The sequence below is a fragment of the Longibaculum muris genome, from assembly GCF_004343035.1.
GTDB classification, from domain to species: domain Bacteria; phylum Bacillota_I; class Bacilli_A; order Erysipelotrichales; family Coprobacillaceae; genus Longibaculum; species Longibaculum muris.
This window is the reverse complement of sequence record NZ_SMCQ01000013.1, coordinates 56,709-82,324: the sequence shown is the minus strand read 5'-3', so window position 1 is coordinate 82,324 and position 25,616 is coordinate 56,709. Positions and strand designations below refer to the sequence as shown.

Annotated in this window: 33 protein-coding genes; 1 reads left to right on the top strand and 32 read right to left on the bottom strand. The window is 29.6% G+C overall.

Translation table 11 applies throughout. From position 1 onward, the window contains the following. The first annotated feature begins 71 nt into the window (after window positions 1-71). A complete protein-coding gene (locus tag EDD60_RS09775) occupies window positions 72-977 on the top strand; it encodes a hypothetical protein (protein ID WP_132226386.1) in 906 nt (301 codons plus the stop codon). Between the two features lie 36 nt (window positions 978-1,013). On the opposite strand, the gene EDD60_RS09770 is transcribed toward EDD60_RS09775, so the two are convergent. The 32 genes from EDD60_RS09770 to trmB form a co-directional block, all read right to left on the bottom strand. Then, a complete protein-coding gene (locus EDD60_RS09770) occupies window positions 1,014-1,583 on the bottom strand; it encodes a hypothetical protein (RefSeq protein WP_066443221.1) in 570 nt (189 codons plus the stop codon). 44 nt (window positions 1,584-1,627) lie between these two features. Next, window positions 1,628-2,845: a DNA polymerase IV gene (locus EDD60_RS09765; RefSeq protein ID WP_066443230.1), complete on the bottom strand. Its 1,218-nt coding sequence runs from the start codon at window positions 2,843-2,845 to the stop codon at window positions 1,628-1,630. 24 nt (window positions 2,846-2,869) lie between these two features. Next, window positions 2,870-3,694, bottom strand: a complete 825-nt coding sequence (gene spo0A / locus EDD60_RS09760; protein WP_066443237.1) for a sporulation transcription factor Spo0A — start codon at window positions 3,692-3,694, stop codon at window positions 2,870-2,872. A gap of 210 nt (window positions 3,695-3,904) precedes the next feature. Next, the gene (locus EDD60_RS09755) at window positions 3,905-4,894 is read right to left on the bottom strand and encodes a SpoIVB peptidase S55 domain-containing protein (protein WP_066443239.1); all 990 of its coding nucleotides are present in this window, start codon (window positions 4,892-4,894) and stop codon (window positions 3,905-3,907) included. A 62-nt stretch (window positions 4,895-4,956) separates the two neighbouring features. Next, a complete protein-coding gene (gene recN, locus EDD60_RS09750; protein WP_066443240.1) occupies window positions 4,957-6,606 on the bottom strand; it encodes a DNA repair protein RecN in 1,650 nt (549 codons plus the stop codon). Between the two features lie 9 nt (window positions 6,607-6,615). After that, complete coding sequence (locus EDD60_RS09745) at window positions 6,616-7,419, bottom strand: TlyA family RNA methyltransferase (RefSeq protein WP_066443241.1); 804 nt, start codon at window positions 7,417-7,419, stop codon at window positions 6,616-6,618. Beyond that, window positions 7,400-9,274 carry a 1-deoxy-D-xylulose-5-phosphate synthase gene (gene dxs, locus EDD60_RS09740; protein ID WP_066443247.1) on the bottom strand — a complete coding sequence of 625 codons (1,875 nt, stop codon included), beginning with the start codon at window positions 9,272-9,274 and terminating at the stop codon, window positions 7,400-7,402. The genes EDD60_RS09745 and dxs overlap by 20 nt, the downstream gene beginning before the upstream one ends. Then, window positions 9,275-10,123: a polyprenyl synthetase family protein gene (locus tag EDD60_RS09735; protein WP_066443249.1), complete on the bottom strand. Its 849-nt coding sequence runs from the start codon at window positions 10,121-10,123 to the stop codon at window positions 9,275-9,277. It abuts the gene before it with no gap. Between the two features lie 2 nt (window positions 10,124-10,125). Further along, complete coding sequence (gene xseB, locus EDD60_RS09730) at window positions 10,126-10,341, bottom strand: exodeoxyribonuclease VII small subunit (RefSeq protein ID WP_066443251.1); 216 nt, start codon at window positions 10,339-10,341, stop codon at window positions 10,126-10,128. A gap of 8 nt (window positions 10,342-10,349) precedes the next feature. Further along, window positions 10,350-11,600 (bottom strand): exodeoxyribonuclease VII large subunit, encoded by a 1,251-nt coding sequence (gene xseA, locus EDD60_RS09725; RefSeq protein WP_066443252.1) that lies wholly within the window; start codon window positions 11,598-11,600, stop codon window positions 10,350-10,352. After that, window positions 11,600-12,004: a transcription antitermination factor NusB gene (gene nusB / locus EDD60_RS09720; RefSeq protein ID WP_066443258.1), complete on the bottom strand. Its 405-nt coding sequence runs from the start codon at window positions 12,002-12,004 to the stop codon at window positions 11,600-11,602. The genes xseA and nusB overlap by 1 nt, the downstream gene beginning before the upstream one ends. Window positions 12,005-12,106: 102 nt before the next feature. After that, window positions 12,107-12,454, bottom strand: coding sequence for an Asp23/Gls24 family envelope stress response protein (locus EDD60_RS09715; protein ID WP_066443260.1), 348 nt, complete (start codon window positions 12,452-12,454; stop codon window positions 12,107-12,109). Between the two features lie 56 nt (window positions 12,455-12,510). Further along, window positions 12,511-12,969, bottom strand: a complete 459-nt coding sequence (locus EDD60_RS09710) for a SpoIIIAH-like family protein (RefSeq protein WP_066443264.1) — start codon at window positions 12,967-12,969, stop codon at window positions 12,511-12,513. Between the two features lie 59 nt (window positions 12,970-13,028). Next, on the bottom strand, window positions 13,029-13,589 hold the full coding sequence (efp, locus tag EDD60_RS09705) for an elongation factor P (protein WP_066443265.1): 561 nt from the start codon (window positions 13,587-13,589) through the stop codon (window positions 13,029-13,031). Between the two features lie 89 nt (window positions 13,590-13,678). Next, window positions 13,679-13,831: a hypothetical protein gene (locus EDD60_RS16105; RefSeq protein ID WP_165973144.1), complete on the bottom strand. Its 153-nt coding sequence runs from the start codon at window positions 13,829-13,831 to the stop codon at window positions 13,679-13,681. Between the two features lies 1 nt (window position 13,832). Beyond that, entirely contained in the window at window positions 13,833-14,216 is a 384-nt protein-coding gene (locus EDD60_RS09700; protein WP_066443267.1) for a hypothetical protein, read from the bottom strand. Beyond that, on the bottom strand, window positions 14,197-14,553 hold the full coding sequence (locus EDD60_RS09695; RefSeq protein ID WP_066443269.1) for a hypothetical protein: 357 nt from the start codon (window positions 14,551-14,553) through the stop codon (window positions 14,197-14,199). Before EDD60_RS09695 ends, EDD60_RS09700 begins: the two co-directional genes overlap by 20 nt. A gap of 56 nt (window positions 14,554-14,609) precedes the next feature. Next, window positions 14,610-14,819 (bottom strand): type II secretion system protein, encoded by a 210-nt coding sequence (locus EDD60_RS09690; protein ID WP_066443271.1) that lies wholly within the window; start codon window positions 14,817-14,819, stop codon window positions 14,610-14,612. Then, the gene (gene comGD / locus EDD60_RS09685; protein WP_066443273.1) at window positions 14,809-15,204 is read right to left on the bottom strand and encodes a competence type IV pilus minor pilin ComGD; all 396 of its coding nucleotides are present in this window, start codon (window positions 15,202-15,204) and stop codon (window positions 14,809-14,811) included. Before comGD ends, EDD60_RS09690 begins: the two co-directional genes overlap by 11 nt. Beyond that, window positions 15,194-15,496: a competence type IV pilus major pilin ComGC gene (gene comGC / locus EDD60_RS09680; RefSeq protein WP_066443275.1), complete on the bottom strand. Its 303-nt coding sequence runs from the start codon at window positions 15,494-15,496 to the stop codon at window positions 15,194-15,196. Before comGC ends, comGD begins: the two co-directional genes overlap by 11 nt. Window positions 15,497-15,511: 15 nt before the next feature. Then, window positions 15,512-16,510 (bottom strand): type II secretion system F family protein, encoded by a 999-nt coding sequence (locus EDD60_RS09675; protein ID WP_066443277.1) that lies wholly within the window; start codon window positions 16,508-16,510, stop codon window positions 15,512-15,514. Further along, window positions 16,503-17,489, bottom strand: coding sequence for an ATPase, T2SS/T4P/T4SS family (locus EDD60_RS09670; protein WP_066443279.1), 987 nt, complete (start codon window positions 17,487-17,489; stop codon window positions 16,503-16,505). The genes EDD60_RS09675 and EDD60_RS09670 overlap by 8 nt, the downstream gene beginning before the upstream one ends. 76 nt (window positions 17,490-17,565) lie before the next feature. Then, window positions 17,566-18,180, bottom strand: a complete 615-nt coding sequence (locus EDD60_RS09665; RefSeq protein ID WP_066443281.1) for an MBL fold metallo-hydrolase — start codon at window positions 18,178-18,180, stop codon at window positions 17,566-17,568. A 38-nt stretch (window positions 18,181-18,218) separates the two neighbouring features. After that, on the bottom strand, window positions 18,219-18,368 hold the full coding sequence (rpmG, locus tag EDD60_RS09660; protein WP_066443283.1) for a 50S ribosomal protein L33: 150 nt from the start codon (window positions 18,366-18,368) through the stop codon (window positions 18,219-18,221). Between the two features lie 65 nt (window positions 18,369-18,433). After that, the gene (locus tag EDD60_RS09655) at window positions 18,434-20,485 is read right to left on the bottom strand and encodes a peptidoglycan D,D-transpeptidase FtsI family protein (protein ID WP_066443286.1); all 2,052 of its coding nucleotides are present in this window, start codon (window positions 20,483-20,485) and stop codon (window positions 18,434-18,436) included. 121 nt (window positions 20,486-20,606) lie between these two features. Next, window positions 20,607-22,415 (bottom strand): translation elongation factor 4, encoded by a 1,809-nt coding sequence (lepA, locus tag EDD60_RS09650; RefSeq protein ID WP_066443287.1) that lies wholly within the window; start codon window positions 22,413-22,415, stop codon window positions 20,607-20,609. Between the two features lie 70 nt (window positions 22,416-22,485). Further along, window positions 22,486-22,824, bottom strand: a complete 339-nt coding sequence (locus EDD60_RS09645) for a single-stranded DNA-binding protein (RefSeq protein ID WP_066443289.1) — start codon at window positions 22,822-22,824, stop codon at window positions 22,486-22,488. 235 nt (window positions 22,825-23,059) lie between these two features. Next, on the bottom strand, window positions 23,060-23,389 hold the full coding sequence (gene acpS / locus EDD60_RS09640; RefSeq protein WP_066443290.1) for a holo-ACP synthase: 330 nt from the start codon (window positions 23,387-23,389) through the stop codon (window positions 23,060-23,062). Next, window positions 23,389-24,003, bottom strand: coding sequence for a hypothetical protein (locus tag EDD60_RS09635; RefSeq protein WP_066443291.1), 615 nt, complete (start codon window positions 24,001-24,003; stop codon window positions 23,389-23,391). The genes acpS and EDD60_RS09635 overlap by 1 nt, the downstream gene beginning before the upstream one ends. Before the next feature lie 14 nt (window positions 24,004-24,017). Then, entirely contained in the window at window positions 24,018-24,620 is a 603-nt protein-coding gene (gene ytpR, locus EDD60_RS09630; protein WP_066443292.1) for a YtpR family tRNA-binding protein, read from the bottom strand. A 10-nt stretch (window positions 24,621-24,630) separates the two neighbouring features. Continuing rightward, window positions 24,631-24,951 (bottom strand): thioredoxin family protein, encoded by a 321-nt coding sequence (locus EDD60_RS09625; protein ID WP_066443294.1) that lies wholly within the window; start codon window positions 24,949-24,951, stop codon window positions 24,631-24,633. Then, window positions 24,951-25,604, bottom strand: coding sequence for a tRNA (guanosine(46)-N7)-methyltransferase TrmB (gene trmB, locus EDD60_RS09620; protein ID WP_066443296.1), 654 nt, complete (start codon window positions 25,602-25,604; stop codon window positions 24,951-24,953). Before trmB ends, EDD60_RS09625 begins: the two co-directional genes overlap by 1 nt. Between the last annotated feature and the right edge of the window lie 12 nt (window positions 25,605-25,616).

The window sequence follows — 25,616 nt, the reverse complement described above, 5'->3', positions numbered from 1 at the left end:
AAAAGAATAGCTTAAGTTTTTGGAAACAATAAAAATATTTGTCATAAACTAGAACAAGGAGGAATAAAAAAATGAAAAAGCTATTGAAGATTTTGGTATCTATCATGGTTTGTCTGGTGATTGTTGGCTGTCAAAAAAAGGATGATGTCAAATTAAATGTATCTGTTGAAAAAGATGTGGTTAATGTTGGTGATGTTTTTGGCGGTAATATTGATTTTGAACCAAAAGATAAGATTGATAATTATCAGTTTGGACTTGAATATAATGATGAATTATTAGAATTTAATTCTGATGATAATACTTTAAAAGCTTTAAAAGCTGGCGAAACAGATATTCAATTTTATGCAGTTAATAAAAAGTCAAATGAAAAATTCTATAGTAATAAAGTCAATATTACAATTAAAGATAAAATCACTTCCATAAGTGCTACTTATAAAGGGAAAACTGATGATGGAACATTTATTGATAATACTTCATTAATATCAGTTGTTGGTGTGTCTGAAAATGGAACTAAAGTTGATTTAAAGGGATGGAAAGTTGAAAATCCAGGGGCTTTGAAAACAGATCAAACATCAACATTTAAAATTAAATATAATGAATTATCATGTGACTTAAAGATTAAATGTACAACTTTATCAAAGAAAAAATATAAATCCCAATGTCACTCTATCGGGTATAATGAATTGGCTAGAAATGGAAATAAGCATAAAGGAGAACTTATGAAATTTACTGGTCGTATTATTCAAATTAATGATATTTCTGGTGGTAAGGGTGCTCAGATGAGAATAGCAACCAAAGGAAATTATGAAAATGTTATTTTAGTTGGATACATTTATAAAGATAATCAAAGTCGATTCTTAGAAAAAGATAAGGTCACTGTCTATGGTGAATGCAATGGCTTATATACTTATACATCGACTATGGGAGCACATATTACAGTCCCTAGCTGTAATGCAGAATATATAGATATGAATTAACCTTAAAAAATCCTTGTTTTCAATTCAAGGATTTTTTTAAAACATAGGAATCACATAAATTCGAAAAGCGAGTGACAAAGAAAAAAGAATAAGCGTTATAATAATATTGTTTAAACGATAATTCATCATGCTTTTTATATTAAAATTTTGTTCAATATAAAAAGTAATCAAGGTAACATAAATTGAAATATGGATACAAACAATATTTAAGATAAAACATATAGCTATTTCTAAAATCATTTCTACACACAATAAAACAATTAGTACAAAAGAAACAGGAATATGAGAAAAAACATAGACAAATGAAAATGATAATTGTAGCCCTTTTAAAAATAATAAAAACAATAAACCGACATGTCCAAAATAGCTCGAACTCAGATATGTACATATCAATATATAAACACCACTTTGAATCACATATTGCTGATACTGATTTTGATATCCTTCACAATTGAGATAAAATAAATTTTGAAAAAAATCTTTTATATCTTGATTCGCTAATGAATATTGAAAAAAGCCAAAAAGAAAACCACCAACAAAAACCGTACTCATCAAAATAAGAATATATTTCTTATGATTAATAAAACGACGTAAAAAAACACTCATGATTGTATCACCTCTTTGATAAATCATATGAGCGTTTTTTGAGTTTATTCATTATTTTTCAAATATTTCTTTTGAATAGTTTCTTCCTTGATTAAAGAAGAAGCTTTCATCACCTTAATACCAGGCAAAGTTTCATTCAGTTGATGAATAATTTGATCAGTTGAATTAACTTGTTTTTTTGTTAATTCTTGCTTTGTATCAAATAAAGAAATCTGTTCATTGAGTTCATTTTGATGAATAACGTTATTTAAACTCACACCTACTAATCGCAACATTTCACCTTGGTAGATATTTTCAAATAGTAATAATGCACTTGCATAGATTGTTTCAAAATCATTTGTGTAATGATCGAGAATCATTTGTTTCGTTCGACTTTTTTCTCTAGTATATTTAAGAGTAATAGAGATGGAATTAGAGACAAGTTGTCTTTTTTGAGCACGTAATGAGACTTCATTTGATAATTGACGAAACATGGATTTTATAAATTCTTCATCATTACTGTCTCTTTCAAAAGTCGTTGAATTACCCACTGATTTCAATTCATTTTTTGTATAATTGATTTTTGAAAAATCCTTACCATTAGCTTTTTGATAAAAAAGTAATGCATTTTTACCAAAAATAGAACGTGTTTTTTCATAGTTTTCTCTTTTGGCTAAGTCACCTATTGTTTCTATACCTAATTGATGTAATTTTGGAGCGGTTTTCTTGCCAATCCCAAACATACTTTCAATTGGTAAAGGCCAAATGATATCTTTATAATTCTTATTTGTTATCATTGTTATCCCCATTGGTTTTTTCATATCACTAGCCATCTTGGCTAAAAATTTATTAGGCGCTATTCCGATAGAACATTGAAGATGTAATTGTTCGTTTACTGTCTTTTGAATGAGTGTTGCTATTTCTATAGGAGAGAAAGAATGCTGCTTAATATAATCGGTCATATCAACATAACATTCATCAATACTAGCAACTTCTAATTTCTTAGAAAACGTAGCAACAATATTGAAAAATTGTTGGGATAGTGTTTTATATAAAGCAAAATGTGGATGAACAACGATAAGATGTGAGCATAGTTCTTTAGCCTTAAACAAAGGCATTGCAGAGTGAATTCCATAGGCTCTTGCTTCATAAGAAGCCGTTGTAATTATACTACGTCTTGACTCACGGCATATCACTACAGGTTTTCCTTTCAGTGATGGATTAACAGATATTTCTGCGCTAGCAAAGAACGCATTTAAATCAATATGAAATATAATCTGCATAACCATCACCACCTTGTCTTTATACTATTTTAACATATAATTTTTATAATTATAAAGACTTTCTTTTTTAACATTGTCAGTTTTGTGTGCTAATCTTAATTTATCAGCAATCATTGCAATGAATTCAGAGTTTGTAGGTTTAGCTTTGACAGCTGAAACAGTATATCCAAAAATATCATCAATTGCATCAGTATTTCCACGATTCCAAGCAACTTCAATAGCATGTCTAATCGCTCTTTCCACACGTGAAGAAGTCGTATTATACATTCTTGCAATATCTGGATAAAGAACTTTTGTAACTTGTCCTAATATTTCAATATTGTAATAAGTTGTTAAAATGGCAGTTCTTAAATACATATATCCTTTTATATGAGCTGGAATTCCAACTTCATGTAATATTTCAGTAATTTCATTTTCGATTTTTACTTTTTTGTATTTTTCTGATTCATCTTTATTTAACAATTGATCATGTTTTTGTTGATCACTTGTTGTAATGTAAAGTGCCGATTGCACAAAATGTTGCATATCAAATGGATATTTGAAGCAATAATCAACAGCTAAGTTTTCTAACATATCACAAACCATTTGATTAGTAAATTGTGTTATACAAATCACTTTACCATAACTTTTTTTATTCATTTCTTTTAATCTATTGAGAACTCCTAAACCATCAATTTCAGAAAGCATTAAATCAATAACTAATAAATCACAAGATCTTTGATTTAAGAAATTCAAACAATCTGTTCCATTATTTGCAGTTCCAATAATTTCAAAACGGTTTGTTTTTTCTAAATTCATTTTTACATTTTCCAATAATTCTTGTTGATCTATAGCAATAAAAGTTTTCATTTTTCCAATTTCCCCTTTCGATTTATTCTCATCAGCAAATTTATTATATATGTGTCAAAATAAGATTCCTAGTCTAAAATGAAAAATAATAGTCTCAAAAGAAAAGATATAAGGATTCGTCATTTTTTTCACTGCCTTTTTCGACAATATTTCTTATGAAATGTCTAGTTATGTTGAAATTAGAAAAAGGAATCAGTGATGATTCCTTCCCTATTTGTCGTTTTCGAGCATCCAATCAATATATAAACCATAACCTTGATGAACATTGTTGACATCAACATGAGTAACACAACCTACTAATTTTCCATTTTGTATAATAGGTGAACCACTCATTCCTTGAATAATACCATTTGTTAAAGAAAGAATTTTCTTATCTGTAATTTCGAAAGTAATTCCTTTAATAGACGGTTCATTTTGTTTTTTGAGCTTAGTAATTTTTATTGGACATTTCATTAAGGTATGACCATCAAGTACCGTTAAAAAATAAGCTTCACCTTTTTCAACTTCATCTATTGAAGCTGTTGAAATAACTTTTTTATCACTTGGTAAGTCTTGATAATCACCATAGATACCATAATTGTTGTTATCAAAAATAGTTCCAATTTGAATTGAACCAATATCTGCAACTTTTTCACCAGGAGTTCCATTTTGTGAAGGGTGAACTTTTTTTACATAGGAATTATAGATACTACCCTCTTTAATAATAACATCACTTGAGAGTGAAACATCGCACATAAGATGTCCTAAAGCTCCAAAATGGCGTGTTTGAGGATTATAGTAAGTCATTGTTCCAATTCCTGTTAAACCATCTTGCACATAGAGCCCGGTAGTAAACTGTCCGTTATTTTCTTGGAATTTCAATTCTTTTTTGACTTCTTTTTGATGACGTTTGATTGTCAATGTAATCGTCTGTTTATCTTCAATTTCTTTTTCAACGCGATCCATTAAAAGTGATATCGAATCAACATGTTCTCCATTAACAGCAACAATTAAATCACCTGATAAGTAACCATCATTAGCCGGATTATATTTTTTATTGTCAATAGAAATCTCATATGTTCCGCTAATCATGACACCATCATAATCAAGCTCTATCCCAATCGATTGTCCACCTAAAATAACTTCAGCTGCAAAAACTTGACTTGGAAAAAGCAAGCAAACGACAACCATGAGTGTAATACTTAACTTTTTATAAAGCAAAGCATATACACCTCCTTGTAACCATTTTTGATTACATTTTAGTTTGGCATATATGCTTGTGATTATACATTTAATAATTTTTTAGCGTTTTCAATAGCTTCTTGTGTAATGCTTTCTCCCGATAGCATTTTCGCAATTTCTAAAACACGTTCTTCTTGATCTAAACGATGAATTGAAGCAATTGTTTGAGTATCCTGACTATTCTTTTCAATACTATATTGATGATGAGCAAGACATGCAACTTGTGGTAAGTGTGTAATACAAATGACTTGCATATTTTGTGCTAAACGACGCATTTTTTCACCAATACTTGTTGCTACTTTACCACTGACTCCTGTATCAACTTCATCAAAAACAATAGTTTCAACCAATCCATATTGTAAAATAACAATTTTAATTGCCAACATAATTCGTGAAATTTCTCCACCACTGGCACTTTCATTTAATAAACTTAAATCTTGACCACTATTTATAGAAACCATAAATTTTATTTTATCAATCCCTAATTTTGTTAATTTTGTTTTTTCAAATTGAACTTTAAAAACAGCTTTATCTAAATACATTTCTTTTAATTCTTTTTGAATATCTTTTTCAAATTGTTTGGCATATTGAAAGCGAATCTGAGAAATCGTTTCTGCTTTTAAAGTAGCGTCTTTTTTTAAGTGGCTGATTTGTTCTTGTAATGAAGCGATATATTCATCACGATGATTAATCGTATCTATTTTTTCACTTAATTCTTGGCGATATTCTTGAATACGTTCCATCGTAAATCCATATTTACGTTTCAAACGATTAATCTTGTATAAAGTTTCTTGTAGTTCATTGAATCTATATTCATCAAATTGAAAATCATGATAGATTTCCATAATATTCTCATATTCATCCATTAAGTTATAATAATGATTGTAAAGCTGATCATAAGAATCTTGAAATTCTTCATATGAACTTAATGTTTGAAATGCAGATAAGGCATCTTTGAATTGTGGTAATACACCTTGAGAATGATTCATATACTGTGAAAATGTTTGTATACTTTCATTAATTTTTTCAAAATTTTGAAGCTTTTTTAATTCTTCTTCCATTTCATCTACTTCATCATCAGTATATGTTAATTCATCAATTTCATTCAATTGAGCTGTTAAAAAATCTAGTTGTTCATCACTCATATCTTCTTCTATTGCATTTTCTAACTGTTCATTCATATGAACATATTCTAAAAAAATATTTTGGTAATCTACTAATATATTTTCTAAATCTTTTTTAGCAAATTCATCTAAAAGTAAAATATGATTTTTTTCTTCAAATAATTTTTGAGTTTCAAATTGAGAATGAATATCAAGAAAATAAGGTGTTAAAAGTTTTAAAGCATTATTTGATGAACTTTGATAATTAATTTTAACATTACTTTTTCCAGATTGTAATATTTCTTTTGTAATAACGAATTGCTCATCAGCTTCAATATGTAATTCTTCACATAATGCTTCCAAAGCCGGTGACATATTTACTTCAAAAATCCCTTCAATAACCGCTTTAGGCGCATTTTTCCTAATGAGGCTAGCTTTAGAACGATTTCCACAAAGTTGATTTAAGGCATCAATAATTATTGATTTTCCAGCTCCTGTTTCACCAGTTAAAACACTCATCCCATCATCGAAATCAACCCGCATTTTATCTATAATCACAAATGAAGAAATATATAGACTCTTAAGCATCCTTATCACCTATCCTTTAAAATGAATATGAGCTTGATTGACAATATCTACAATATCAACATCAATATCACAATCAACTTGATTTTTAAAACATCCTAAAAATTCAATATTCCCAACACCACCAGTGATTGGTGAATAATCTAAACCTTGTAAAGAAAATCCTGCATCATGTGCATAACTGATAACTTCCTTGATAACTCTCTGATGAATCAAAGGATCACTCACAATCCCATGTTTTCCAACATCATCTTTTCCTGCTTCAAACTGAGGTTTGATAAGTGCAACAACATAACCATCTTTTTTCAAAATATCTTTGAGAGGTTTAAAGATATGTTTTAGTGAAATAAAAGAAACATCAATACTGGCAAATTCAGGTTGTCCATGAGTAAACATATCTAAAGTTGCATATCTGAAATTTGTTTGTTCCATGACATGAACGCGCTCATCGTTGCGCAATTTCCATACCAACTGATTTGTTCCAACATCTAGAGCATAAACTTCTTTCACTCCATTTTGGAGACCACAATCGGTAAACCCACCTGTTGATGATCCTATATCTAACATGAAAAGATTATGTAAATCTAAATGAAACACTTTAATCGCTTTTTCTAATTTTAGTCCACCACGAGAAACATAAGCTAATTTTTCGCCTTTAATATACAAATGTGAATCAACAGGTATTTTTGTCCCAGGCTTATCAATATAATCATAATCATCACGAACAATTCCTGCCATAATTGCTCGTTTTGCTTTTTCACGAGAATCAAACAAGCCTTGTTCAACACACAAAACATCAACTCTTTCTTTCTTCACGGCATTTCTCCTTTGTTAATGTTAATAAATCATCTATTGCTATATGTTCATGTTTTAACAGAGTTTCAATATCACCTTGAGGTGTATAATGATCATCAATACCCATGCAATCAATTGACATATAACGATGTTTTAAAGCATAATATTGACAAATAAGTGATCCTAATGAACCAGTCATTAAATCAGTTTCATAAATAATTAAAGATTGATGATTTTCATACAATTCATCTAACATTGCAAAATCAAGTGGTTTTATAAATCGTGCATTAATTAAGTTAACAGGTAACTGGTTGTTTTCAATCATTGCTTTAACTTTATAGACTTTTGCATCATATGTGACAATTGTTAAATGATAATCTGGATTATCAATAATTTTCTCCCAAGTTCCGATTTGTAATGTTTCTGACGTATCAACTTGACAATCTTCAACACTTCCTTTAGGAAATCTTAGAATGTATGGATGATCAAATTGTTTCATGGCAGTATTAACCATTGCTTTTGCTTCATAGGCATCCTTTGGCGTCATGATAGTAAGATGTGGGATAGATGACAAGAAACTGATATCAAATACACCATGATGTGTTTCCCCATCAGATCCTACAAGTCCGCTACGATCAACTCCAATTAAACAAGGTAAATCCATACGTGCAATATCATGATTAATTTGATCATAAGCACGTTGTAAAAATGATGAATAAACTGTAATATATGGCTTTTTCCCACCATTAGATAAACCAGCAGCAAAAGTCATAGCATGTTCTTCTGCTATCCCAACATCAAAACTACGATTTGGATATTTTTTAAAAATATCTCCTAAACAACTTCCTGAAATCATTGCTGGTGTAATCACAACAATATCTTCATCTTCATCCATCAACTTTTCAACTTGTGATGATATAATAGCACTCCAGCTTTTTATGTTTCCTTTAGACTTTAAAATACCTTCTTTATAATCAAATGGTGGAACACCATGATATACCCCATAACGATCATTTTCTGCTAAAACATATCCTTTTCCTTTTTTTGTATGAACATGAACAACCACACTATGATCCATTTCTCTTGCAAGAATCAATGCATTGATTAAATCATGAAAATCATGGCCATTGACAGGTCCTATGTAATCTAAACCAAATTCACCAAAAATATTATCATCAATCACATTTTCTTTAATATGATCTTTAATCTTTTTTGTCATATGATAAATTTTTCGACCAGTCTTTGACTTATTTAAAAAACTAATATAGTTATTCTTAGCATTTTTATACTGAGTAGATATACGTATTTCTGAAAAGAAATTACTCAATCCACCGACATTTTTAGAAATTGACATATCATTATCATTTAAAATAACAATAACTTTAGAATCAATAGAGCCTAGATAATTTAAAGCTTCAAATGATTCCCCACTCATAATTGCGGCATCACCAACTACACAAATGATTTCATTTGTTTCATGATTCAAATCACGAGCAACAGCCATCCCAATTCCACCAGATAAAGCGGTAGAAGAATGTCCGGCTTCCCAGGCATCATGTTCACTTTCATTACGTTTTTGAAAACCACTTAAACCATTAAATTGACGCAACGTTGCAAAATCATTTACTCTGCCGGTTAAAATTTTATGAACATAAGATTGATGACCAACATCAAAAATAATCTTATCAATTGGTGAATTAAAGACATAATGCAAAGCAATAGTCAACTCCACAACCCCTAAATTACTTGAAAAATGGCCACCTGTATGTGATACGTTTTGAATAATAAATTCCCTTATATCCGCTGCCAATGCTTCCATTTCATCAACATTTAATTGTTTTAAAAAATCAGGATTTTTAATCTTTTCAAGATTCATTTAATTCACCCTTTTCAAAATAACAGTTAATATTTGTAAAATTAAACCATGGTTAATTCGCATTGAATAAACATTTTCATAACAGTTTTGAAATAGTTCTTCAACTTTTTTTTGCGATTCCTCAATTCCAAGAAGTGTCACATAAGTTGATTTATGATTATCCAAATCACTTCCTACTTTCTTCCCTAGTTTTTCTTCCTCACCAACAACATCTAAAATATCATCCTGAATTTGAAATGCTAAACCTAAATCAAATCCAATTTGTGTCCAATACTGATAATCGTCTTTTTTCGCAATCAAAGCAGCAAGTTGCATACTAACAGCAATCAACTCACCAGTTTTATGATGATGGATATCTTGTAATTGTTGTAAAGATGCATTTTGATTTTCAAAAGCTAAATCTTGTTGTTGACCATAAATCATGCCATTAACACCACTTGCTTCATATAAACGTGTCATAATAGCTACTTTTAAATCATTATCTATTGACATATTTAAAATTGTATTAACACTTAAATTCAATAAAGCATCTCCTGCCAAAATAGCAGTGGCTTCATCAAATTGTTTATGACAAGTTGGTCTCCCACGTCTTAAATCATCATTATCCATACCAGGTAAATCATCATGAATCAATGAATATGTATGAATCATTTCAATTGCACATGCAATATCTAAATATGCATGATAATCCATTTGATAAGCCTTAAGCACATAAATAAACAAAAGTGGTCTCAGTCTTTTTCCTGGTGCTAACAATGAATAGGTCATCGCTTCTTTGACTTTTCCTTCTTTAACTGAAGAAAGTAATTTTAATAGTTGTTGATTGATTTCCTCTTTTAATTGATCCATAGTTATTCCTCACTTTGAAAATCTTTAAGTTGACCATTTTCATAAATTTGTGCAACTTTTTCTTGAATGTTTTTTAATTTGTTATCACAATATTGAGACAATTCAATTCCTTCCTGGAAAAGAGCTAAACTATCTTCTAAAGGAATTTCATTACTTTCTAATTTTGCTACAATTTTCTCTAAACGAGTTATTGCTTTTTCATATGTCATATCTTCCATAATGTCACCTACTTTATTTCTGCTTTTTTTATCCCATCGACCATTTGAATATCAACAATTTCACCCTGATGTAAATCATGAATAGATTGAATGACTTGGTTATTCTTTTTGACTAATGAATAGCCTCTATGCATCACTTTTAAAGGGCTTAAAGCATCTAGTTGAGCAATTATCTTTTTTAAATGATAATTTTTATTTTGAAGATGAAAATTCATTTTTTGAATAAGTTCATCTTGATAGCTTTTAAGCTGTTGATACATAGACATATCAAACATTTTAAATTGATAAGATAATTGATCTTGAAGATTGGTTAATCTTAATATTTCATGTGAATATAACACTTCAGGATTAGATAAATAATAAGATTTTTTAAGTCGTTGAAGTGTTTGTTCTTGTAATGCTAAATAATGTTTCATTTTATAAATTAACTGTTGTTGTAAAGCTGCACAGTGAGATTTCATTTCTAATTGATCTGGAGTTGCTTTAACCGCCGCTGCCGTTGGAGTAGCACCACGATAATCACTTACAAAGTCACAGATTGTAAAATCTGTTTCATGTCCAATACCAGTAATAATTGGGGTTGTGCATTCAAACACACAGCGAACTAACGCTTCCTCATTAAAATTCCATAAATCTTCAATTGAACCACCACCTCGAGCTAAAATAATGGTATCAAAATGAAGGGTATCTACTTTTTTCAAGGTTTCTATAATCTTTATATAAGCTTCTTTTCCTTGAACAGGAATTGGAAAAACAATCACTTTTGTAAAAGGAAATCTCAAATGAATTGTTCTGACAACATCTTGAACTGCTGCCCCTTGTTTGGCTGATAAGACAGCAATGCTTCTAGGAAAAGATGGAATATCTTTTTTATGACATTCATCAAATAATCCTTCTTTTGCTAATTTATCCTTTAATGCAACAAATTGAATATATAATTGTCCAATTCCATCAGGTTCAATCGATTGTACATATAGCTGATATTGACCCGATGCTTCATAAACTGAAACACTAGCACGAATCAAAACCTGTTGTCCATTTTCAATATCAAATTTTAATTTTTTTGCTTGAGAAGCAAACATAATTGCACTTATACGTGAATGTTCATCTTTCAGTGTGAAATAAAGATGACCACTGGGATGTGGTCTATAATTAGAAATTTCACCTTTGATATAGACGTTTGCTAAAGCAGCATCTTGTCCCATCTTTGCTTTAATATACTTATTTAAAGCAAGTACACTAATATATTGTCTTTCCATTAGATAACTTGACTTAAAACACCATTAATAAACTTATAAGAATCATCATCACAGAATTTTTTCGCATTAATAACTGCTTCATTAATAACGATTGTTTTTGGTAATTCTGATTCTAATAATTCACATGTTGCAATTAAAAGAATAGCTCTTTCCATGACACTTAATCTTGTAAAAGTCCATCCTTTTTTCAAATGCTTTTCAATTAAATCCTGATAAGATTTTCTATTTTGAACAGTTTTCTCAACTAACCATTTTGCAAATTCCATTGATTCCTGACTCTTTGTTAGGGTTTCATTTTCACTTAAAAAATGATAAATATCTTCAAGCGAAGATTCCACCAATAAATTCTGATAAATACCAATTGTTGCAGTTTCTCTCGCTATTTGTCTACGTGTTTTTTCCATAAACCTTATTTTGCCTCCACACTCTTTAAATTAAACCTATTTTACCATAAATACTACAAAAAATAAACAAAAGAAAAGTAAGAATAGAGATTCTTACTTAGCCTATTCAAAATCAATATCGTCAACTTCAATATCAATATGTTTAACAGATACACCTGTCATCTGTTTAATTGCAGTTGCAATTTTTTCTTGAATTTCTTTTGTCATTTGAGATACATTCACACCATATTTAATACGTACATGAATACAAATATAAACTTCATTTTCCTTAATTGAACAAGATACAACTGCCTTTGTTCCAGGAATCTGAATTCCTTTTGATGTATCTAAAGAAACGTTTTTCATTTCATTTACAGTTCTTTTTGTAATTTCATCAAAGACTTGAACATTCATCAATATTTTTCCGTTCACAGTTCCTTGATCAAATGTATAATATTCATTATGTGCCATATTATTACCTCTTTTCCCTACTTCTATTGTATATAAAAAGTCATAAAATTACAAGATTATTCATTAATAAATTTTACTTCAACTTGATAATCATCACCAACGAGTTTTAAAACTTCCTTAATGACTTTTGATGCATCACTAGCTTTCGCATCTTTTTTCAAAACTGTTATCTTGATTGTTTGATTTTCAATTTCTACATAAGCATCTTGATATCCCAATTCTTTAACCTTAGCAACAATACTTTTTTCTTTTTCACCAATATTCTTTGTTTCACTAATAGTAGCTAAAGCTTTATTGATCGAATCAGATGTACTTGACTCTTTGGCGATGATTTCATTGTTTTTTTCAATAATATCTTCTCTTTTTTGATTCAGCTGTTCTTGTAACTGTTCAATTGTTGTTTGCGTTTGTGTTACGGTTTTCTCATTTTGATTAGGCGGCAACATAATATAATAAATCGATAAAACGAGGATGAGACTAAAAAGTGTCAAAAAAGTAAAAGCTTGTTTATTCATATCCATTCTCCTTTTTGTACACTATATGCCTCAGTTATTTAAAATATGAAAAAAAGAGCTTACGCTCTTCCTTGATACTTACCATCTTCTGTATTAACGATGACAATTTCACCTTCATTAATGAACAAAGGAACTTTAATTTGGAATCCTGTTTCAATAATCGCATTTTTTGTAGCTCCAGTAGCTGTATCACCTTTTACAGCTGGTTCAGTTTCAATGATTTTAAAGGCAACATTTGTTGCTAATTGAACACCTAAAACTTCACCTGAGAAACTTGTGATTTCAACTTCATCAGAAGGTTTTAAGAAGTTTATTTCCCATTTTAAACGATCACTTGGGATTTCAATTTGTTCATAAGTTTCATTATCCATGAAAACTAAAGATCCACCAGCATCATATAAATATTGCATTTTGCTTTTTTCAATCATTGCTGGATCAATTTTAGCAGTCGGATTATAAGAAACTTCAGTAATTGAATTTGTTCTCATGTTTTTTCTTTTTACCATATATTTTCCAGATAATCTTCCTTGCTTGTTTTGTTCATTAGAAATACATAAGAATAAATCATTTCCTTCAGTATATGCATTACCAGGTTTTAATTCTTTAATATTAATTGCCATAAATCTTATCTCTCCTTTGTCAGTTTCTTTTGCATTATAACAAATTTTTTTCTATATGTAAAACAAAAATATGTCTATTCCTAACCAAATCAACAAAATAGAACAAATACAATATCTAATGTTAATAAAATCGCAATCATACAATTAATTGTTTTTTTCTGAGATTCATTAATTTGTCCATGTTGACGATATAAACTCATTAAAAAACATACAAAGACAATTCCCATGATTAAAAAAATCATTCTATCCCTCCTTCTTATATTCAAATTGAGAAACTTCAAAGGTTGTTGTATTAATATCAACAATAAATTCATAATTCATTTTTAAAGATTCAACATGTGTGGTAATTTCATAAAAAGAACCCATATCATCTACATAACTTTCTATCAAATAATCATCATCCTCATAATCATCACTCATCAATACCCCTTCCTGCATTTCTTCCACATAGTATTTCACTAATAAAATCTCTAGGTTTTTCTGTTTCATCATTAAATCAATATGTTGATAATGAGTGACTTTCTGATGGATCAAAAACAAGCAAGTTGTAAGGGAAAAAATCATTATTAAAAACGTAACCAGAACGATTTGTAAAGCTGAACCTTGATTATTCAATAACTTCTTCATTTTCCTCCTTTATTTCTTCTTTTTCTTTAGCATAAGTCAATAAAAAACGATAATCATTTTTATCTCTGGTTATTGTTACATAAACCAAATCATTAATTATTCCAAATTGTAGATCATCTATGTCCGTTAAAAGAATTTCAAACCCTGGTGTTTTTACTAAACGATGATGATCAAGCTGTAATATCATCGTTTCACCAGCATAATTAACATACTGATAGTCATCACCAATTTCTATATAACTTGTTCCTATCACGTATTGACTCACTTGCTTAACAGCGCGATAAATATCTTCAGGAAATGGTGATATCTTTGAACTATGGGATATAAGCCGATACATTCCAAATAAACTCGTTGTGATGATTAAAGTGATACTTAAAGATAAAAGAACTTCAATTAATGTAAAACCTGATTGATGATTTCGGTAAAATCGTGTTCGTATGTTAACTCACCTTCCTTTTGTAAAATATATTGATAATTTTCTAAAATGCGTTTTTCTTGAGAAAAAACACTTGTCATTAATGAAACGAATAAAACTAAAACTGTTATAAAAATTTCAAAAGCAAAAAGACTTTCAATTAATGTTGAGCCACGTTTATTGAACATAAAAAGCCCCGCTTCCAATTTGAAAAACAAAATGATAATTCTTTGATGGAGCATGATATGTCAATGTCTTTGCCCCTTTGATATGCCCCATTTCATTGAAAGTTAATGTATGTGTTTCAAAATATGAGTTTTCAGGCAATTGATAAGACCCTTCATGATCTGATCCATGATAAGTTATCTGATGGGAAGAAAATTGCAAAGTAATGGTTACTTTTTGATTCATGGCAATAAATTGAGCCTCACGTATAAAACTTTCAATTTCTGCTAAGCTGACTTCCTCACTTTTACGTGGCATATGTAAATTCATCGATAAAGAAGAAAGTATACAAATAATCATCAAAACAAAAAGTGTTTCTATTAGCGTGAATCCTTTATTAGTCAGCATATGCTTGTCCATCACTTATTGAAATACTTTTTCCATTAGGACAAATTCCTTGTTTTTCTGTTAGGTAAGGATGTGACCCACTTGTTAAATCAGAAATACTCGTAGGAAGTTCACCATTCTCTATTTCATAAAGCAATATCTGTGAATTGACAACCTCTATTTGGGCTTCACATCCTTTATTTTTAACAACCGTGTTCTTCGATGTCACATTTGGAATAACCAATAGCAAAATCACCAAAATAACTGAAATACAGAAGATCATCTCAATTAAAGTAAAACCAGATTTATTCATTTTTTTACCTTCTTTCTAGATGTCAGAAATGACATTCATCATTGGAATAATAATAGATACATAAATTGTAATAACAAAAATCGCAACAAATCCATATATAGATGGAACCAAATACTTTAGAAATTGTGATATCCATACATCTATTTGTTGATAAGTTAACTCAATATAATGTGAAATAGATTGTTTTTGAATTGGATTTTTAATATACATTTGAAAAAAACTCAAAAACAAAGGATCAAAATATTCAAAATCATTCAGTATATCTTCTAAAGCTTCACCTTCATGTAATCGATTATACATTTCATATAAAACAATCTTTAAATCACTCTCAGTCATCTGATCATTTAACAATTGAATAATTGTTGCTGAATCAATTTCTTCTTGTAATAATTCATGATAATAAATTGCAAATTTTAAAGAAAAATACTTTTGTAAACAAACTTTAAAGACCGGAAGATGTAAATACCATTCAATAATCAAATATGATTTCTTTTTAAGCGCATAATAAAGACGAATTAATAAAAAGGATATCAAAAAAACAGCTATCATAATAAAAAATGGCATAAGATAAAAGAATGTAAACATTACTTGAATCATAAAACTTTTTTGAATCTGAAAAGAGTCAAAAAGTTGATTCACATTAGGTAGGAGGATAACCACAACAAAAATAGAAAAGAGAAATAAAAATGTCATTAAAATAAGTGGATATGTCAATTTAGACTTTAATTGATTCTGGTAATCTTGGCGCATCATACAAATATGTAATGTTTTTTCAATCGCTTCAGATAAACAATTCTTGTTTTTAAAGAAATAAAAATATTCTTTAAATAAAGTTGGCAGTGAATGACTCATTAAAACATTATCAATTGCTTCACCTTTTTTCAATTCCTCTAACATATCATCAATCATTGGTAAATAAAAAATACGTTGACAAATCATAAGGGCTTCTTCAAATGTATAACCAGCATTTAATAAAGTATAAAGATTTTTTAAAAAGAGATACTCTTTATTCATTAGCCATGTCTCCTATAAATAAATTTTGATCAAAACCTTGTTTTATTAATTGCTTAGCTGCCTTATCAAAAGTCAAATATGAAATCTTTTGCTTTTCAAAATAATCTTTAATCTCCCCTTTCTTCATTAATTCTGATAAAACAATCACTTGTTCTTTTTGTGAATCATACTTCATTCTTTGTGACATTGCACCAATGACAACATCACAAATATCAATTTGATGAACACCTAAATTCATAAGTCTTTTTAATGACAACAAAGCACTACTGGCATGAATTGTCGTTAAGACTAAATGTCCAGTTAAAGCACAAGTAATAGCAATTTTAGCAGTTAACTCATCTCTAACTTCTCCAATCATAATGACATCAGGATCGTGTCGTAAAATTTGTTTTAACGTATCATGATATGTAATTCCGAGTTTTTCATTTAACTCAATCTGTAAACATTCATCTAAATGAATTTCAATAGGATCTTCAATACTAATCGCATTCTTATTTTCATGTAAAAGAATTTCTTTTAAGACTGTATAGAGTGTTGTTGATTTCCCTGAACCAGTTGCTCCACTTATCAAAAACAAGCCACTTTGTTGATGCGTAAGCCAATGTAAATAAGCTTTAATATCTTCTTGATATGTTAATTCATCAATGGATTGAATTTCGTGATTGTTTAAAATTCTTATGACAATACTTTCAAATTCCAATGATGGTAAATACGAAACTCTTAAGTAATATTCTTTTTCTTGTATTGTGATTGAAAAATCACCTGTTTGAGGAAGTAATCGATAATTTGTATTGATTAAAGCACGATATTTAATATAATTCATTAATTTTCCTCCAATCTCCTCATCTAGTTCATCGTACTTCTTTAAACTACCAAAAACTCGAAATCGTATTTTCAATCTTTCTTTTAATACAAGGTGAATATCTGTTGCTTTGGCCTTTAATGCCCGATATAACATCTTATCAAATAGTTCATCCATAATTACCCTCCTACTATATATATACGCAAAAAATTCTCATTTTTCTTTTTTTTCATGAAAAAAAGATCATATTTTTTTAATACGATCTTAAGTAAGGGTTATTTTGTTGTTCAAAGCTTAATGTACTTTCTTCCCCATGTCCAGGTAGCAGCCTCGCATCAAATGCTAATGCTTTGATTTTTTCCATAGATTCTTTTGTTTGAAGATGAGATGATGTTGGAAAATCAAATCTTCCAACTGATCCAGCAAACAACACATCACCACTAAATAGTGCATTCTCATTTTTTATATAAATCATACTACTTCCTTGACAATGTCCTTCCAATAAAAGCCATTCTATATCAAAATCAGCAATTTTCATTTCATCCATAGCTGCTAATATAGGAGCTTTTACAATAAAAGGTTCTTCATAGATTGATAAATTTAAACGTTGATCTTTTAACAAAGGAAACGTTTCTTGATGAGTATATATTGGACACTGTAATCTTTCATACAAATAATCGACTGCACCTATATGATCAAAATGTCCATGTGTCAATAAAATAGCTTGAAGATTTAATTCATTATCACGAAGATATTTCAAAACTTTTTGTCCATTTGCTCCTGGATCAATAACCAGACATTCTTTTTGTTCATTATAAACAATATAACAGTTTGTTTGCATAGAACCTAATATTAATTTCTTTATCATAATTAAAATTCCTTTCTAAAGAAAAAAAGCCCTTAGGCTTATTTCTTTTCTTTATGAGTAGTTTTTTTGTTACATCTTGGACAGTATTTTTTAACTTCCATTCTTTCTGGATGATTTCTTTTATTTTTAGTATTAATGTAGTTTTCTTCACCACATTCTGTACACTTCAAAATGATGTTTTCTCTCATTTTTACACCTCCATTATGACTTCGCCATACTATAATAGCATAAAGTCAACCAAATTGCTACAGTTTTATTTATTTTTTATTCCATATTTATCAAAGTATTTTGTTAAAGCCTTCTTTGGGATAGCACTACATCCACTTGTTGAATTCTCAGTTTGTGTTTCAGACATACAAGCAACAGCAATTTGTGGGTCATCATAAGGCGCATAGCCAACGAATGCACGGTTTTGATACTCTACTCCCTTTATTGGTACCTGAGCTGTCCCAGTCTTTCCTGCAGCCTTATAATAGCCATCCATGTTTCTAGCTAGACCAGTCACACAACCTTCTCTAAATCCAGTTTGTACACGTTCAAGACCTAAAGAATAACTTGAAACATCATCCAAAATTTGAATTTGATGTTGTAATAAAGATATTTTTTGACCTTCATCATTTTCTTCAAATGATTCAACAAAGAAATGTGGTTGAATACGTTTCCCTCCATTTGCAATTGTTGAAACATATTGGGCCATTTGAATAGGTGTATAAGTATCATATTGACCAATAGCAAAGTCAAGCAAATTACCAGCCATACGACTTGTCACCGGTCCACGATATCCCAATGCTTCAGTTGGAACATCCAAACCTGTTTTTACACCAAGTCCAAGTTCTCCAGCATCTTTACGCAAAACATCAAAAGCTTTTTCATCAATATCCAAAGGTTGATTTGGTACATAATTTCCTTTTCCTAAACGAATTGCCACATAAAACATATAAACGTTTGAGGATTTAGCTAAAGCTTGAACTTCATTTAAGACACCCAAACCTCTCTTATCCCATGACTTTTTAGCTGGTGTTCCTTTGATTTTAATACCATCAGAAGTATCAGCAAAAGTTTGTCCCTTTGTTAAAACACCTTCTTTAAATCCAGTGTAAATAGTAGCTCCTTTAAAAGTTGATCCAACAGCATATGCAGATAAATAGTTTCCAGAAGCAAAATCTGTAATTTTACCTGTTTTTGGATCACGTTGTTTCCCTACCATTGCAATAATTTCACCATTATTAGGATTAATAAGGGTTAAGAATAAATGGTTATTATAAGGTCCACCTGTTCGACTCTTTAAAAAGTCCTCAACGTCCTTACTTAACATTTCTTGTAACTCCCAATCAATAGATAAACGAATGTTATCACCTTTAGATCCACTTGATACCGATTTAATAATAGGATTACCTTCATTATCATAAGACATTGAATATTTCGCTGATGTTCCCGCTAAAATACTTTCATATTGAGCTTCTAACCCACTAACTCCAACACGTGAATCATTATTATAGTCTTTAGCCAATAACAAATCCTTCATATTAGCAGGTAACCCTTGCTTTTTAGTTGTGACACGTCCTAAAACAGAACGGAATATCTCATCATATGTATACTCTCTGGACCAATCATTTGTCACTTTGATTCCTCTTAACAAGTTAGAATTTTCTCCTATCAAACTTGCTTCCTTGATTGAAAGACCCTCTAGTAAAACAACCGATCCACTCGTACAATTTCGAATCTTTGAGAATAACATATAATACTGGATATCATGATCCGTTAATTTTTGTTTTAACATATCTTCAGTAATACGACTTAATTGTAATTTATATACTGTACTGTCATCTTGCTTTAATTCTTCTTTGCTTAATAATCCTTTTACAAAATCAGAATCTTTTAAAATTAAAAAATCTTTTTTATCACGTTCAGTGACATCTTCAATATCAACACGAACATTTTTTATTAAAAAATTAACAATAACATTAATTTCTTCTTCTTTAATATTTTTAACAGCATAATATGTTGCACAATTAATATTTTTATTATAAACCAAACGGTTATAATTACGATCATAGATATTTCCTCTAAAAGTATCAGCAGTAAAAATACTTGTATTGTATTGAATTAATTTAGTATCATAATAATCTTTTTCACTAATTTGAGTCATAAATAATCTCACTAACAACAAGACTCCAATCGCTCCAACACCAACCATTAATATTTTAAATCTTCTAGAGATAACATTATCAGTTTGATTTTTTACTTTTGTTTCAATTTCTTTTGTCCCATCAAATCTGATTGGGCTTTTTCTAAAAAAACTCATTCCATGCACCTCCACAACTTATTATATTATAAACAATTTTGAAAGTAAATCAACTCAAAAGAAAAACTGAATTTCACAAAATGTCAATAAAGTAAAAAAGGTAGGATTTCCTACCTCAAAATTAATCATCATCAACTGATAGAATAGCCATAAAAGCTTCCTGTGGTATTTCAACACTACCTACTGCTTTCATACGCTTTTTACCTTCTTTTTGTTTTTCTAACAATTTCTTTTTACGTGAAATATCTCCACCATAGCATTTTGCTAAAACGTTTTTACGCATAGCCTTAATATTTGTTCTGGCAATGACTTTTCCCTGAATTGCAGCCTGAATAGGAACTTCAAACATTTGTTTAGGAATAATTTCTTTTAGCTTTTCACAAATAATACGACCACGATTATAAGCAAAATCTTTATGAACAATTGTTGATAAAGCATCAACAATATCACCATTTAACAAAATATCCATTCTTGTTAATTTACTTTCTTTATAACCACTTAATTCATAATCAAAAGATGCATACCCTTTTGTACATGATTTAAGTTTATCAAAGAAATCATAAACAATCTCACTTAATGGTATCAAATAAATAACATTACGACGTAAATCATCAATATATTCAATATCCTGATATTCACCACGTTTTGATTGACATAACTCCATAATTGGACCTACAAATTCATTAGGTGTCATAATTGAAGCTTTCACATATGGTTCTTCGATATGATCTATTTTTTGTGGTCCTGGTAATGCAGCAGGGTTATCAATTTCTTCCATTGTTCCATCTGTTAAATAACAATGATAAACAACAGATGGAGCAGTTGCAATTAATTCTAAATCAAATTCACGTTCCAATCTTTCCTCAATAACATCCATATGTAACAATCCTAAGAATCCACATCTAAAACCAAAGCCTAATGCTTGTGAAGTTTCTGGTTCAAAGATTAAAGAAGAATCACTGAGTTTCATTTTTTCTAATGCTTCTCTTAAATCCTTATATTTGGCATTATCTACAGGATAAAGTCCACAATAAACCATTGGATTTAATTTACGATATCCTGGTAATTGATGAGAAGATTCGTTGTCTAAAGTTGTAATTGTATCCCCAACATGAACATCCTGAATAGATTTAATTGATGCTGCAATCCAACCAACTTCACCAGTTACAAGTTCATCTTTCTTCACTTCTTTAGGTGTACGAACTCCAACTTCAACAACTTCATAAATGGCATCAGTCGCCATAAACTTGATTTGATCACCAACTTTAATTTTTCCTTCTTTAACACAGACAAAGACAATAACACCGCGATAGCTATCATAGAAGGAATCAAAGATTAAAGCTTGAGTTGGATGATTAATATCACCTTTAGGAGCAGGAACATTATGAACAATGTCCTCTAAAACATCTATAACATTTAATCCTGTTTTTGCTGAAATAAGTGGAGCATCATCTGCTGGCAAGCCAATAATTTCCTCAACTTCATGTATCACGCGTTGAGGATCAGCACTTGGCAAATCAATTTTATTAATGACTGGTAAAATTTCTAAATCATTATCCAAGGCTAAAAAAACATTTGCTAAAGTCTGGGCTTCAACACCTTGTGCGGCATCGACTACCAAAACTGCACCTTCGCATGCAGCCAATGAACGAGAAACTTCATAAGTAAAATCGACGTGACCTGGTGTGTCAATTAAATGTAATAAATATGTTTCACCATTTTTAGCGGTATATGTTAATTGTACTGCATTTAATTTGATGGTAATACCACGTTCTCTTTCTAAATCCATACTATCAAGGAGTTGTTCTTTCATTTCACGCTCAGCAACAGCACCTGTTAATTGTAAAATTCTATCAGCAAGCGTTGATTTTCCATGATCGATATGTGCAATGATAGAAAAATTTCTTATATGTGATTGATCTATTTTCATAATCGAACTCCTTTCTCTATACTCATCTATTTTACACAATTCTCAACCAAAAAGAAACAAAAAAGTAGTATTAGCTACTACTTTTTATCAAATATTTATCCAAAAATTCAACATGTTCGATCTTTACTTCCATAACAGTTGATGTTTGTTGATCAGAAGTTTCATATGTTCTAGATTGTAAGCGTCCTTTTAAACCAATAAAACTTCCAATATCACAACAATCTGCTACCTCTTGAGCAATCCCTTTCCATAAAACACATCGAATATAATCATGGTCTTTAATACCTAAATTATTACGATATGGTCTTTCTACATCAACAACAATTGTTGATAACTTAACACCGTTTTGGGTTTCTTTTACTACCGGTCTCCCTGCTAATTTCCCTATTAAAATAATTTCATTAAACATTTTTATATTTCCTCCTTGTTAATAGTATAAACAAAAAGCGACAAAAACCCAATTTTCTCATATTTTATAACAAACAGCATTTTTTCATTAATTTTGTAAAACATTTCTATATTTTTTACATTTTTGATTATCAAAAAACTATAATTTTAACGACAAATTTTAAAATTTCGATTTAATAATAATCAGAAAAAGAGAAAAAAATTTCATTTATATTAAAAAAAGCAATAGTTTCCTATTACTTTTCAATCACAACAAAGGCAATCGCATATTTATTCTCATGTGAAATAGATATACATGCATTTTCATCATTAAGATAAGGACTCCCATCATCATGATTTAAAATCTCAATATCATGAAAATCAATTCCACCTAATCCTTTATGATTTGCTTTTAAATATGCTTCTTTCCCAGCAAAACGACCACCTAAAAATTCTAAACGACGTTTAGAAGAATTCATTTGCAAAAAGAGTTGATATTCTTTATCGCTTAATACTCTTTTAACAAAATGAACGTTCTCAATATCCAATCGTTCAAGATCAATGATATCAACACCTATTCCCTTCATTAATCTTTAAATTTCTTTTCATAAAGACTCATTAACTCATCTAAACTCATTGAATCATCAATTTCATCAATAAATGAATCTTCATCTTTATTTTTAAAATCTAATTTAAATTCACCTGTACGTTCTTCAATAATTTTCAATTGATCTTGTTCTTCTTCAACAATATGAGCAATATTTCTCAAATTGTTTTCTACACTTGGTTCATCTTCATGAACAGCCTTTTCTTTTTTTACTTCTGGCTTCTTTTCAACTTTTTCTTCTTCTAAATTTGTAGCAGGTCCATAAAATGGACTAATAATTGGAATCAGTTCATCAGTTTCTTTTTTTATTTTTTTAACTTTTGGTTTATTGACTTTAACCTCTGGTTTTTTTGTTTCTTTTAAACCTGTCATTGGTGAAATAATCTCACTCATATGATAAGTTGTATCTAAAGTCACTGTTTTTTTAGGCTCTGGTTTCTTTTCTTCCTTTTTTTCTACTTCTTCTGTTTCTTCTTCGTCATTATAAATCAAAGGAGTGCTAAATTTTTCTTTTCTTCTTTGTTCTAAGACAGGATCAACAGATTCAAAAACTTCATCTTCTTCATCATCGTGTCCAAAAAACTTTTTAAACATATTTCTTCCCCTCCTTATTTAAAAAACGAATCACCGACTTGATAATCAGCTTCATCTAAGATTAAAATTCCACGTACTTGTGGTGCATTTGGTAATGCAAGTTCACGTGCTGAGCATAACATTCCATTTGATTCAATTCCTCTTAACTTTGATGGACGAATCACAAGACCTGAAGGCATAACTGCATCATTTTTAGCAACAACAACTAATTGATTTAATGCAACGTTAGGTGCTCCACAAACAATTTGTAAAATTTCATCCCCTGTATCAACTTGGCAAATATGCATATGATCAGAATCAGGATGTTCTTTCATCTCGACAACTTTTCCAACTCTAAAATGATCATCATAATCACTTGTAACTGTATCTTGTTGATATTTTGTTAAAACTGCATTTAACTCATCAACAAAAGTAGGTGTTATCTTTACTTTACCTTCTGATAAATGAGAAATATAAGAAGATGCATGAAATAAATTATATCCAATAACTTTATCTTGATGATATAAAATACATAAATCATCTTCTCGAAGAAAATGTGTAACTTTTCTAATATGTGTTAAACGAATTAATAACACATCACCAATATGTTCTTGATTATAAAAAGCATGTAAGTTCATTTTTTCTCCCCTATTCTATAGAATCAATAAAAGCTTGTACATCAGCTTGTGTTTTTCTTAATTTATTAACTAAACGAGCAACTTCTTTACCATCTTTATAGGCAATAAAAGAAGGAATACCCATAATTTCTAAATCAATACATAAATCAATCATCTCATCACGATCAATGTAATAAAAAGTCCATTCAGCATTATCTTTGACAAGATCATCAATAAATGTTTTTAAAAAATGACAATCTGGACACCAAGTTGTTGAAAACACCATCATTGCATGTCCTTTCTTTGCTTCTTCATAAGCTTCTAGAGTACTAATCTTTGTTAAACTATCCATTATGACTCATCTCCTTTAAATTTTGTTACAATACGATATATCGGTCCAAATGGTGAAAATTTACGCTCATATTCAGTTTGAATGTTATCTTCATAACCATCACTATGATGTAAATCTAAGCACACATCTTCAAACTGTAAACCAAACTGTTGAAATGATATTAAAGAATATTCAAATAAAGTTCGATTATCAGTTTTTAAAATCAATTCACCATCACGCTTTAAGATATTTTGATAAATCGGTAAAAACGTTTCAGAAGTCAAGCGACGTTTGGCATGTTTTTTCTTAGGCCAAGGATCACTAAAATTAAGATAAATTCGACTAACTTCATTTTCTAAAAAAATATCATTTAATTCAATCGCATCGACTTTCATTAATCTTAAATTAGCTAAAGGTTCTTCCTCATCAATCTTTTTTAAAGCTCCTACCATGACACTAGGAAACTTCTCAATACCAATAAAATTAATATCTGGATATGTCTTAGCATTTTCAATAATAAAATCACCTTTACCCATACCTATCTCAATATAAATAGGATGATCATTACCAAAAACATCATGCCACTTTCCTTTATTTTCATTTGGATTAAAAACAACAATATCTTTGTGATTTTCTAAAATTTCATTTGCTTTAGGATTATTTCTTAAACGCATATGTCCCTCCAA

What these genes read in the sequence shown, in the direction of transcription:
- recN (WP_066443240.1), bottom strand. Translation starts at nt 6,606, where the DNA reads ATGCTTAAGAGTCTATATATTTCTTCATTTGTGATTATAGATAAAATG.
- xseA (WP_066443252.1), bottom strand. Translation starts at nt 11,600, where the DNA reads ATGGAAAGACAATATATTAGTGTACTTGCTTTAAATAAGTATATTAAA.
- EDD60_RS09635 (WP_066443291.1), bottom strand. Translation starts at nt 24,003, where the DNA reads ATGTTTAAAAAGTTTTTTGGACACGATGATGAAGAAGATGAAGTTTTT.
- EDD60_RS09735 (WP_066443249.1), bottom strand. Translation starts at nt 10,123, where the DNA reads ATGGATCAATTAAAAGAGGAAATCAATCAACAACTATTAAAATTACTT.
- EDD60_RS16105 (WP_165973144.1), bottom strand. Translation starts at nt 13,831, where the DNA reads ATGATTTTTTTAATCATGGGAATTGTCTTTGTATGTTTTTTAATGAGT.
- EDD60_RS09710 (WP_066443264.1), bottom strand. Translation starts at nt 12,969, where the DNA reads ATGAATAAACAAGCTTTTACTTTTTTGACACTTTTTAGTCTCATCCTC.
- EDD60_RS09670 (WP_066443279.1), bottom strand. Translation starts at nt 17,489, where the DNA reads ATGGATGAACTATTTGATAAGATGTTATATCGGGCATTAAAGGCCAAA.
- EDD60_RS09695 (WP_066443269.1), bottom strand. Translation starts at nt 14,553, where the DNA reads ATGTATCGGCTTATATCCCATAGTTCAAAGATATCACCATTTCCTGAA.
- acpS (WP_066443290.1), bottom strand. Translation starts at nt 23,389, where the DNA reads ATGAAGGGAATAGGTGTTGATATCATTGATCTTGAACGATTGGATATT.
- efp (WP_066443265.1), bottom strand. Translation starts at nt 13,589, where the DNA reads ATGGCAATTAATATTAAAGAATTAAAACCTGGTAATGCATATACTGAA.
- lepA (WP_066443287.1), bottom strand. Translation starts at nt 22,415, where the DNA reads ATGAAAATAGATCAATCACATATAAGAAATTTTTCTATCATTGCACAT.
- comGD (WP_066443273.1), bottom strand. Translation starts at nt 15,204, where the DNA reads ATGCTGACTAATAAAGGATTCACGCTAATAGAAACACTTTTTGTTTTG.
- EDD60_RS09715 (WP_066443260.1), bottom strand. Translation starts at nt 12,454, where the DNA reads ATGGCACATAATGAATATTATACATTTGATCAAGGAACTGTGAACGGA.
- nusB (WP_066443258.1), bottom strand. Translation starts at nt 12,004, where the DNA reads ATGGAAAAAACACGTAGACAAATAGCGAGAGAAACTGCAACAATTGGT.
- comGC (WP_066443275.1), bottom strand. Translation starts at nt 15,496, where the DNA reads ATGAATAAATCTGGTTTTACTTTAATTGAGATGATCTTCTGTATTTCA.
- EDD60_RS09655 (WP_066443286.1), bottom strand. Translation starts at nt 20,485, where the DNA reads ATGAGTTTTTTTAGAAAAAGCCCAATCAGATTTGATGGGACAAAAGAA.
- EDD60_RS09700 (WP_066443267.1), bottom strand. Translation starts at nt 14,216, where the DNA reads ATGAAGAAGTTATTGAATAATCAAGGTTCAGCTTTACAAATCGTTCTG.
- spo0A (WP_066443237.1), bottom strand. Translation starts at nt 3,694, where the DNA reads ATGAAAACTTTTATTGCTATAGATCAACAAGAATTATTGGAAAATGTA.
- xseB (WP_066443251.1), bottom strand. Translation starts at nt 10,341, where the DNA reads ATGGAAGATATGACATATGAAAAAGCAATAACTCGTTTAGAGAAAATT.
- EDD60_RS09625 (WP_066443294.1), bottom strand. Translation starts at nt 24,951, where the DNA reads ATGGATAGTTTAACAAAGATTAGTACTCTAGAAGCTTATGAAGAAGCA.
- dxs (WP_066443247.1), bottom strand. Translation starts at nt 9,274, where the DNA reads ATGAATCTTGAAAAGATTAAAAATCCTGATTTTTTAAAACAATTAAAT.
- EDD60_RS09645 (WP_066443289.1), bottom strand. Translation starts at nt 22,824, where the DNA reads ATGTTTAATGAAATTATTTTAATAGGGAAATTAGCAGGGAGACCGGTA.
- EDD60_RS09665 (WP_066443281.1), bottom strand. Translation starts at nt 18,180, where the DNA reads ATGATAAAGAAATTAATATTAGGTTCTATGCAAACAAACTGTTATATT.
- EDD60_RS09770 (WP_066443221.1), bottom strand. Translation starts at nt 1,583, where the DNA reads ATGAGTGTTTTTTTACGTCGTTTTATTAATCATAAGAAATATATTCTT.
- rpmG (WP_066443283.1), bottom strand. Translation starts at nt 18,368, where the DNA reads ATGAGAGAAAACATCATTTTGAAGTGTACAGAATGTGGTGAAGAAAAC.
- ytpR (WP_066443292.1), bottom strand. Translation starts at nt 24,620, where the DNA reads ATGAACTTACATGCTTTTTATAATCAAGAACATATTGGTGATGTGTTA.
- EDD60_RS09775 (WP_132226386.1), top strand. Translation starts at nt 72, where the DNA reads ATGAAAAAGCTATTGAAGATTTTGGTATCTATCATGGTTTGTCTGGTG.
- EDD60_RS09765 (WP_066443230.1), bottom strand. Translation starts at nt 2,845, where the DNA reads ATGCAGATTATATTTCATATTGATTTAAATGCGTTCTTTGCTAGCGCA.
- trmB (WP_066443296.1), bottom strand. Translation starts at nt 25,604, where the DNA reads ATGCGTTTAAGAAATAATCCTAAAGCAAATGAAATTTTAGAAAATCAC.
- EDD60_RS09690 (WP_066443271.1), bottom strand. Translation starts at nt 14,819, where the DNA reads ATGTTCAATAAACGTGGCTCAACATTAATTGAAAGTCTTTTTGCTTTT.
- EDD60_RS09675 (WP_066443277.1), bottom strand. Translation starts at nt 16,510, where the DNA reads ATGAATAAAGAGTATCTCTTTTTAAAAAATCTTTATACTTTATTAAAT.